Source organism: Actinokineospora sp., from assembly GCF_050699995.1.
Lineage (GTDB): Bacteria > Actinomycetota > Actinomycetes > Mycobacteriales > Pseudonocardiaceae > Actinokineospora.
Map to the genome: position 1 here is coordinate 26,298 of NZ_JBOHGC010000675.1, position 8,741 is coordinate 35,038.

6 protein-coding genes and 1 pseudogene are annotated in these 8,741 nt (G+C 69.5%); 3 read left to right on the top strand and 4 right to left on the bottom strand.

Annotated elements, in window-relative coordinates; translation table 11 throughout:
- Positions 1 to 28 precede the first annotated feature (28 nt).
- Complete coding sequence (locus ACRDSQ_RS33280; protein WP_431426695.1) at positions 29 to 1,075, bottom strand: LacI family DNA-binding transcriptional regulator; 1,047 nt, start codon at positions 1,073 to 1,075, stop codon at positions 29 to 31.
- A gap of 1 nt (position 1,076) precedes the next feature.
- Complete coding sequence (locus ACRDSQ_RS33285) at positions 1,077 to 2,696, bottom strand: glycoside hydrolase family 13 protein (RefSeq protein ID WP_431426697.1); 1,620 nt, start codon at positions 2,694 to 2,696, stop codon at positions 1,077 to 1,079.
- A 219-nt stretch (positions 2,697 to 2,915) separates the two neighbouring features.
- Between ACRDSQ_RS33285 and ACRDSQ_RS33290 the strand changes: the two genes are divergently transcribed.
- Complete coding sequence (locus tag ACRDSQ_RS33290; protein WP_431426699.1) at positions 2,916 to 4,640, top strand: carbohydrate-binding module family 20 domain-containing protein; 1,725 nt, start codon at positions 2,916 to 2,918, stop codon at positions 4,638 to 4,640.
- Positions 4,641 to 4,696: 56 nt separating this feature from the next.
- Here the strand turns inward: ACRDSQ_RS33290 and ACRDSQ_RS33295 are convergent, their stop codons facing one another.
- Positions 4,697 to 5,266, bottom strand: coding sequence for a TetR/AcrR family transcriptional regulator (locus ACRDSQ_RS33295; RefSeq protein ID WP_431426700.1), 570 nt, complete (start codon positions 5,264 to 5,266; stop codon positions 4,697 to 4,699).
- A gap of 85 nt (positions 5,267 to 5,351) precedes the next feature.
- On the opposite strand from ACRDSQ_RS33295, the gene ACRDSQ_RS33300 reads away from it, so the two are divergent.
- Positions 5,352 to 5,840, top strand: a complete 489-nt coding sequence (locus ACRDSQ_RS33300; RefSeq protein WP_431426701.1) for a DoxX family protein — start codon at positions 5,352 to 5,354, stop codon at positions 5,838 to 5,840.
- A pseudogene (locus ACRDSQ_RS33305) lies at positions 5,803 to 6,325 on the top strand (DUF1990 domain-containing protein). The gene ACRDSQ_RS33300 and the pseudogene ACRDSQ_RS33305 overlap by 38 nt, the downstream one beginning before the upstream one ends.
- 16 nt (positions 6,326 to 6,341) lie before the next feature.
- On the opposite strand, the gene ACRDSQ_RS33310 reads toward ACRDSQ_RS33305, so the two are convergent.
- Positions 6,342 to 8,741 (bottom strand): S8 family serine peptidase (locus tag ACRDSQ_RS33310; RefSeq protein ID WP_431426703.1); only part of this gene is annotated, 2,400 nt, incomplete at its 5' end.

Sequence of the window (8,741 nt, forward strand, 5' to 3'; positions counted from 1 at the left end):
GGGCCCGCGCGCGGGCCCCTTTTCCGTGTCAGGACTTGGTCGGAGCGGCCGCGGTCGAGCCGCGGACGACCAGTTCCGGCATGAACACGTACTCCGCGTGCGGCGCCGGTGTCCCCGTCACTTCCTCGAGCAGCGCGTTGACCGCCGCCTGCCCCATCGCCTCCACCGGCTGCCGCAGCGTGGTGAGCGGCGGGTCGGAGAACACGATGAGCGGCGAGTCGTCGAAGCCGATGACCGAGACGTCGCGGGGGACCTGCAGGCCGCGCTGGCGGGCGGCGCGGATCGCGCCGAACGCCATCAGGTCGCTGCCGCAGATGATCCCCGTGCATCCCTTCTCTATCAACGCGTTTGCCGCCGCCTGGCCGCCCTCGACGGTGAACAGCGAGTGCTGCACGAGCTGTTCGGCTTCCTCCGCCGACATCGGCAGCGCGGTGCGCATGTGCTCCACGAAGCCTTGGATCTTGCGCACCACCGGCACGAACCGACGTGGTCCGACGGCAAGGCCGATCCGCGTGTGCCCCTGCGCCACCAGGTGCTGCACGGCGAGCCGCATGGCGGCGCGGTCGTCCGTGGAGACGAACGGCGCCGACACGTGCTCGGTGTAGCCGTTGATCATCACGAACGGCACGCCCTGCCCGGCGAGCTTGACGTAGCGGTCCATGTTGGCCGTGGAGTCGGCGTGTAAACCCGACACGTAGATGATCCCGTTGACCCCGCGCTCGACCAGCGTGTTGGTCAGTTCGTCCTCTGTGGACCCGCCGGGGCTCTGCGTGCACAGCACCGGCGTGTACCCGTCGCGGGTCAGCACCTGCTCGATGACCTGCGCGAACGCCGGGAAAATCGGGTTGCTCAGCTCCGGGGTGATCAGCCCGATCAGCCCCGCGCTGCGCTCCTGCAGCCGCGCGGGGCGTTCGTAGCCGAGCAGGTCCAGCGCCGCGAGGACGGTCTGCCGGGTCGTGGTGGACACGCCCGGCTTCCCGTTGAGCACCCGGCTGACCGTCGCCTCGCTCACCCCGGCCTGGGTGGCGATGTCGCTGAGCCGGGCGGTCCCACTCGCGGCCGATGCCTGGGCCATATCAGTCCTCCCACCACACCGCGGTGTCCGGCGGCAGCAGCACGTGGCCGCTGTCCGACCCGAGCCGCCCCGAGACCAGCAGCACGGCGCCCGCCACCGGAACGCTCGCCGGGGTGGCACCGAAGTTGATTGCGCAGTGTAACCGGCGGCCGGTGGTCGAGTCGACGCGGGCGAAGCGCAGCAGCGTGTCGTCGCCGTCGTGCCATTCGAGCGGCTGCCGTTCGCCGAGCGCGGGGTGCCCACGCCGCAGGCGCAGCGCTTCGCGGTAGAGCTCCAGCATCGACTCGGCGTCCCCGACCTGCGCCTCGACCGACATGTCCGCCCAGTGCTCGGGCTGCGGCAGCCACGGCGTCGAGCCGTCCGGGCCGAAGCCGAGCGAACTGCCCTTCTTGGTCCACGGGATCGGCACGCGGCAGCCGTCGCGACCACGCTCAGTGCGCAGCGAGCGTTCCCACATGGGGTCGCACAGCGCGTCGTCGGGCAGGTCCAACACCTCGGGCAGGCCCAGTTCCTCGCCTTGGTAGACGTACACCGATCCCGGCAGCGCCAAGGTGAGCAGGGCAGCGGCCCTGGCCCGGCGCAGGCCGTCCTCGCCGTCGCCGTAGCGGGTGACGTGCCGGTGGACGTCGTGGTTGGACAGCACCCAGGTGGTCGGCGCGTCGACCGGGGCCATCGCCGCCAGTGACTCGGTGATCACCTCGCGCAGCGCGGGCGCCTCCCATTCGGCGGTCAGGTAATGGAAGTTGAACGCCTGGTGCAGTTCGTCGGGCCGCACGTAGCGCGCGGTCCGGCCCGCGCCGGGCGTCCACGCCTCGGCGACACCGATGCGCGGCGGCTGGTAGGTGTCGAGGACCTTGCGCCACTCGCGGTGGATCTCGTGCACGCCTTCCTGGTCGAAGTGCGGCAGCGGCCGGGTGTCGAGGAGCTTGCGCTGCTCGGTGGCGCCCACGTCGGGCAGCCCGGCCTCCTTGACCATCCCGTGGGCGACGTCGATCCGGAAGCCGTCGACCCCCAGGTCGAGCCAGAACCGCAGGATGGCGAGGAAGTCCTCGTGCACGGCCGGGTTGTCCCAGTTCAGGTCCGGCTGCGCGGCGTCGAACAGGTGCAGGTACCAGTCGCCGTCGGGCAGTCGGGTCCACGCGCCGCCGCCGAAGATGGACTCCCAGTCGTTGGGCGGAAGCTCGCCGGACTCGCCGCGGCCGGGGCGGAAGACGTAGCGGTTGCGCTCGGGCGAACCCGGGCCCGCGGCGAGCGCCGCCTGGAACCAGGCGTGCTCGGACGAGGTGTGGTTCGGCACCAGGTCCACGATCACCTTGAGATCGAGCGCGTGGGCGTCGGCGACGAGCCCGGCGGCGTCGTCGAGGGTGCCGAACAGCGGGTCGATGTCGCGATAGTCGGCCACGTCGTAGCCGCCGTCGGCCATCGGCGAGCGGTAGAACGGCGTGATCCACACTGCGTCGACGCCGAGGTCGGCGAGGTAGGGCAGCCGCGCGCGGATGCCAGGCAGGTCGCCGATGCCGTCGCCGTCGCTGTCGGCGAAGCTGCGGACGTACACCTGGTAGATGACGGCGTCACGCCACCAGTGCGGGTCGTCCCGTCGCTGGCTGTCGTCCCGGGTCATGGCGGCTCTCCCTGTCGTGGCCGGTCGTGTGCCACCGACGCTAGCAGCGCTTGCAGTCTTGCCGAAAGGGTTTGCAAGACATCTGGCCGCCATTTGCTGCGTGCAGGTGTCAGACCTGGATGAACAGGGCGTTGACTTGCTGGACACCTGGAATTTACTCTGCAAGGAGTTGCGCAACCGCTCCCTCCTTGATCCCTGCCGATAGTCAGGAGAACCAGAGTGCGCCCGAAATCCCTGCGAACAGCCCTGCTCGCGGCCGTCGCCGTCGTGTCTTCCACCGTCGTGATGACCGGGGTGAGCCCGCCTGGCGCTGCCGCCGCCGACACCGGGGTCGTGAACGGCGACGTGATCGCCAACCTGTGGTCGTGGAACTGGCGCTCGGTGGCCGCCGAGTGCGTGAACGTGCTGGACCCGGCCGGGTACGGCGCGGTGTGGGTGGCTCCGCCAGCCGAGTCGCTCAAACGTCCCGACGGGGTCTGGTGGGACGTCTACCAGCCCTACAGCTACAAACTCGCGGGCCGGTTCGGCACCCAGGCCGAGTTCGCCGCCATGGTCAACGCGTGTCACGGCGCCGGGATCAAGGTCTACACGGACGCGGTGATCAACCACAGCGCCGCGCAGACCGGCGTGGGCTATGACGGGACCACGCTGACGAACAAGTACGACCCCGTGATGTACGACCGGGTCGACTACAACGTCGATGTGTGCCCGCGCGGCATCAGCAACTGGAGCGACCTGTGGGAAGTCCAGAACTGCGAGTTGCTCGACCTGCCCGACCTTAAGACCACCAGTTCCTCGGTTCGGTCCAAGATCGCGGGCTACCTCAACTCGCAGCTCGCGCTGGGCGTGGACGGGTTCCGGGTCGACGCCGCCAAACACATCCCGAACACCGACCTCTCGGCCATCATGAGCCAACTGGCCAACACGACTTCCGGGGCCCGGCCGTTCATCTTCCATGAGGTGTTCCCCGGCCAACCGCCCGCGCCGAGCGACTACTTCAGCTCCGGCCGGGTCCTGGACTTCACCTACGCCGACAAGATGAAAAGCGCCTTCCAGGGCGACATCGCGAGCCTGTCGTCGTTCGGCGCCGGTTGGGGCATTCTGCCCGCCGCGAACTCGGTCTCGTTCGTCACCAACCACGACACCGAACGCGAGCGGCGGCATCTGTCCTATAAGGATGGAGCGATCACCAGGCTGGCCAATGTCTTCCAACTCGCCTGGAAGCACACCACACCCACCGTGTACTCGGGTTTCGAGTACAGCACGAACGACCAGTCGCCGCCGAGTTCCAACGGTTTCGTCACCGACACGAACTGCGCCAGTGGCTGGCACTGCCTCAACCGTGATCCCGCCATCGTCGGGATGGTCGGCTGGCACAACAAAGTGGGGTCGGCCGAGGTCGCCAACTGGCAGTCGCCCGCGGCGAACGTCATCGGCTTCGGGCGGGGGAGCGCCGGTTTCGTCGCGATCAACAACAGCGGCGGCGCCCACACCTGGCAGTACACGACCGGTCTGCCCGACGGCTCCTACTGCGATGTGATCGGCAACTGCGCGTCCCGGGTGACGGTCAGCGGTGGTCGGGCCACGCTCACCGTCCCGGCCAAGGGCGCGGTCTCGTTCCACGTCAACGGTTCCACGGCGGCGGTCACCGGGGACTACACGGTGCAGGCCCACACGACGTGGGGGCAGAACGTGTACATCGTCGGCAGCGTCCCCGCGCTCGGCAGCTGGAACCCGGCGAACGCCGTGCCGCTGACCACGGACTCGAGCACCTACCCGCGCTGGCGGGGAACGAGTTCGCTGCCCGCCAACACGCGGATCGAGTACAAGTTCATCATCCGGGAGGACGGCAAGCCGGTGATCTGGGAAACGGGCGGCAACCGCGTTGTCGCGACTCCTGGAAGCGGCCCGACCTCGATCGACGGCGGCTGGTTCCGGCGCTGACCATTTCCTGGACTGGGCGCGGTGTCGGCTGACTTTGGCCGACACCGCGTACTCCATTAGGGTTCGTTTGCGAAAAGAAGACCGGCTACGGATCGTGCGGCGGCTTCCGGGTCGTCACCGAATCCCGCGGGTAGTGCCCCCGTGATCCACAGTGTCGCGAAACCGTGCACGATCGACCATGCCGCCACCTTCGCGACCTCGGCGTCGGCCCCGCCGCTGTCGACCGTCCCGACGCCGCCGACGAGCAAGTCGCCCGACCGACCGCGCGCGGCCACCACGGCCGGGTCGTCCGCGCGGTAGAGGTCGGGGCGGAACATCACCTCGAAGTGCGCCCGGTGCTCCACGGCGAACCGCACGTAGGCGACGCCGAGTTCGACCAACTGCCCGGTGCTTTCCTGGGCGGCCCGCAACGCGTCGGCCAGCAGGTCGTACCCCTCGGCGGCCAGTGCGGTGAGCACGCCCGCCTTGTCGCCGAAGTGGTGGCCGGGCGCGGCATGGGAGACCCCGGCGCGGCGGGCCAGGTCGCGCAGGCTGATGCTCGCGGGCCCGTGCTCGGTGATCGCGGCCGCCGCCGCGTCCAGAACGGCTCGGCGGAGGTCGCCGTGGTGGTACGAGCGGGGCGTCATGGCCGAAGGGTATCTAGTCATTGACAAGATGGCATCCCGCAGTCAATCTAGTCACTGTCAAGTTCCTCGAAGGGAAGGAGCCCAGATGGTTCCGCTCATCGTTCTGGTCGTCGTCACGCTGGTGCTCCTGGGCGTGGGGCGGCTGCGGTCCTGGCCGTGGGTGGTCGCTGTTCGCGGTGGTTTGGCGGCGATGTTCACGGTCACCGGGCTCGCGCACTTCATCGGGATGCGCGAAGAGCTGATCAGCATGGTCCCGCCGGGGCTGCCCGCGCCCGGCCTGCTGGTCACGATCACCGGAGTGCTCGAACTGGCGGCCGTCGTGGGCCTGCTGTGGCGCCCGACCGCGCCGTGGGCGGCCGCAGGCCTCACCGCGCTGCTGGTCGTGATGTTCCCGGCCAACGTCCAGAAGGCACTGGGTGAGAACGTGCCGTGGGATGACCAGCTGGTCCCGCGCAGCCTGATGCAGGTGGTCTTCCTCGCCGCCACGGCGTCGGTGGTCGTGCAGTACCGGCGAAGCCGGGGCATGATCGCCAGTCATGACCGTCCGGTTGCTGAGTCCGGCGCGCGCGGCTGAACTGCGCGCGAGACCGTGGACATATCCAGAGGTCGGACAGACTCGGGGTGATCTCCCCGCCGGCTACAAGACCTTCCGCCGCACGGTGGTCTTGCCGGCGGGGAAGACCTTCGAGAGTGCGGCCGGGGACCTGCGGACGTGGCGGGTTCAGCGGTGGGCGGGTCTCCGGGTAACGGCATCGGAAACCCGAATCGAGCCGGGGACGGTGGTCGAACTCGGCGTCGGACCGATCGTGTTGGCGCCGTGCCGAGTCGTCTATGTCATCGATGCCCGCGCGCCAAGGCTTCGCCTACGGCACTCTTCCCGGCCATCCCGAGAGCGGTGAGGAGGCGTTCATCCTCGACCGCCACGACGACGAGACGACCACCTTCACCGTCGTCGCCTTCTCCCGCCCGGCCTCGGTTCTCGCCAAGCTCGCGGGGCCGGTCGGCAGCCTCGTCCAGGACGTGATGACGACGCGCTACCTGCGGGCGTTCCGCGAGTAGCGCGTCGTCATGTCGCTCAGGAGACGACGTTCTGGACGATCACGTTCCCGAAGCCGACCAGCACGTTGCCGTCCGTGCGGACCTGGACCTGGCCGAGCAGTTGCCTGCCCGCGGCCGGGGCCGCGTTGGCCGTGACCGTGCCCGGCACCACCCACACCGCGCCCGCCGGGCGTAGGGCGTTGGCGTCGGTGACCGCCACCGACCCGAAGGCCGGGTTGGCGAACACGTCGACGTAGTCGTACTGCGTGGTGCCCGCGGGCACCGCGAAGCCGTCCACCAGCACCAGCCAGTTGCCCGCCGCCGGGTTGGCGATGGTCACCGACTCCTCGGAGTCGCCGTCCGCCGCCTGACCGGCCAGGACACAGGTCCCGGTCGTGCAGTTGAACACGAACAGGTCGAGGTCCGCCGCCGGATCCGACGGGTTGCCGATGGTGGCCCGCAGCGAGGTCGTGCCCGCCGTGACCACGACCGGGCGCGACTGCTGGGCGAGGTTGGCGATCGTCGGCCGGTCGATGAACGCGCTGCCCAGCGTGGTGCCGGTGGCCCGGCCGGTGAAGGTGCCCAACAGGTTGGTGATCGTGTAAGCCCGGTTGACCGGCACGCCGATCGTGGCGGACGCGATGGTGTCCGGGTTCGGGCTGACCGACGCGCCGAGTGCGGACGCGGTCAGGGTGAACGGGGTGAACTCCAGGTCGGAGGTCCGCCTGGCCTCCACGGTGATCTCCCAGACGCCGGGCGTCGGGTTGGACACCGTGCGGCTGGTCGGGTTACCCGCGCAGCTGCCACCCGGGACCACGATCGGTGAATAGCACGACAGGCTGGAGTTGCTGTCGATCGGCACGCCGAACGGGTGGAACCGCAGGAACCGTGCCTGACCGGTGCCCGGGGTCGCGCTCGGTCCGGTGAAGTCGACCTTGAACGCGGGCGTTCCGGGCGCCACCTCGAAGAAGTAGCTCAGCGCTTGGTTGCGTGCCACCGAGCCGGTGATGGTGTGCGAGTAGCCCGGCGCGGTGAAGTCGCGCGCGACCACGACCGTGTTCAGCGTCTGGTATTCGATCCCTGGGCTGCTCGGGTCGTCCAGGTTGAGGATCGCCGAGTGCGCGCCGTGACTGGTTGGGTTGATCGACACGGTCAGCGTCCGCGGTTGGTTCTTCGGCAGGGAGATCGACGTGGCGCCCAGGGAGAAGGTGCCGTCGTTGCCGACCAGGGACAGGTTGTAGGTGGTCGACCCGCCCCTGCCGGACGTCCGGTTGAACGTGTACGTGCGGGTGTAGGCCTGCCCGAGGTTCACGTTCTCCCGGTCGTGGATGCCCACGCCGATGCCGGGCTTGGCCAGGAACTGCTCCAGGGCGGTGTCCACCGGGACGGCCGAGCTGATGTCGACGGTCTTGAGGTTGGTGGCCAGCAGCGACCACGCGGCGGGCACCTGGACCAGACCGTTGCCCTGCTCGTAGGCGCCGTACGTGGGGAAGAACCGGGCCGAGGAGTTCAGCGCCTTGCGCAGCTGCGCGGGCTGGTGCTGCACACCGGCCTGCTTGGCCCCGCTCACCAGCAGCGCCCCGGCGCCCGCCGCCTGCGGCGAGGCCATGGAGGTGCCGTTGAACATCGAGTACCCGGGCGGCAGGACGTGCACGCCCGCGGTGGGGCCGCCGTTCTGCCACACCGGGGTGGTGGAGATGGCCGCGCCCGGCGCGGTGATGTTCGGCTTGAACCCGCCGTCCTCACGCGGACCGCGCGAGCTGAACGGGTGCTGGTTGTCGGTGCCCGCCGCGGGTGCGGTCGAGCCGTAGTTCGACGCCCAGGTCGCGTCGGTGATGGTCGTGCCGACGCTCATGACCTTGGTCGCCACCGACGGGTCGCCGACCGTGTTCTCGCCGGGGCCGCTGTTGCCCGCGGAGATGAACATCTGGACGTTCTCCTGCTCGATGAGCCGGTCATAAAGCACCGCGCGGGTGTTGTTCGCGTCGTTGAGGGACGGCAGGCCGCCGATCGACATGTTGATGACGTCGACGTTCGCCTGCTTCGCGGCGTAGATCATGCCTTCGATCAGGGCGTGCGCGGTGCAGCCCGCGACGAACAGGCATACGCGCACGGACACCAGCTGCGCGCCCGGTGCGGCGCCGCTCATCGCGCCGCCGAACATGCCGTTGGCCGCGACGATGCCCGCGACGTGGCTGCCGTGCGCGCCGGAGACGATGCCGATGTTGACCGTCTTGGTCGGCCCGTCGGTCTGCACGACGAACGGCATGCGCTCGGCCACCGCGGTGGCCGGGTTGTCGGTGCCGAAGTAGCGGACGTCGCGGTTGACCTTGTAGTCGGTCATGACCGACTCGTCGGTGAAGTCACGGTCCTGGTCGACGTCGACCCGGACACTGGAGGCGCCGTCCCACAGCACGCCGAACAGGCCGCTGGAGCC

Coding starts and splice junctions, on each gene's coding strand:
- ACRDSQ_RS33285 (WP_431426697.1), bottom strand. CDS start 2,696: ATGACCCGGGACGACAGCCAGCGACGGGACGACCCGCACTGGTGGCGT.
- ACRDSQ_RS33295 (WP_431426700.1), bottom strand. CDS start 5,266: ATGACGCCCCGCTCGTACCACCACGGCGACCTCCGCCGAGCCGTTCTG.
- ACRDSQ_RS33280 (WP_431426695.1), bottom strand. CDS start 1,075: ATGGCCCAGGCATCGGCCGCGAGTGGGACCGCCCGGCTCAGCGACATC.
- ACRDSQ_RS33300 (WP_431426701.1), top strand. CDS start 5,352: ATGGTTCCGCTCATCGTTCTGGTCGTCGTCACGCTGGTGCTCCTGGGC.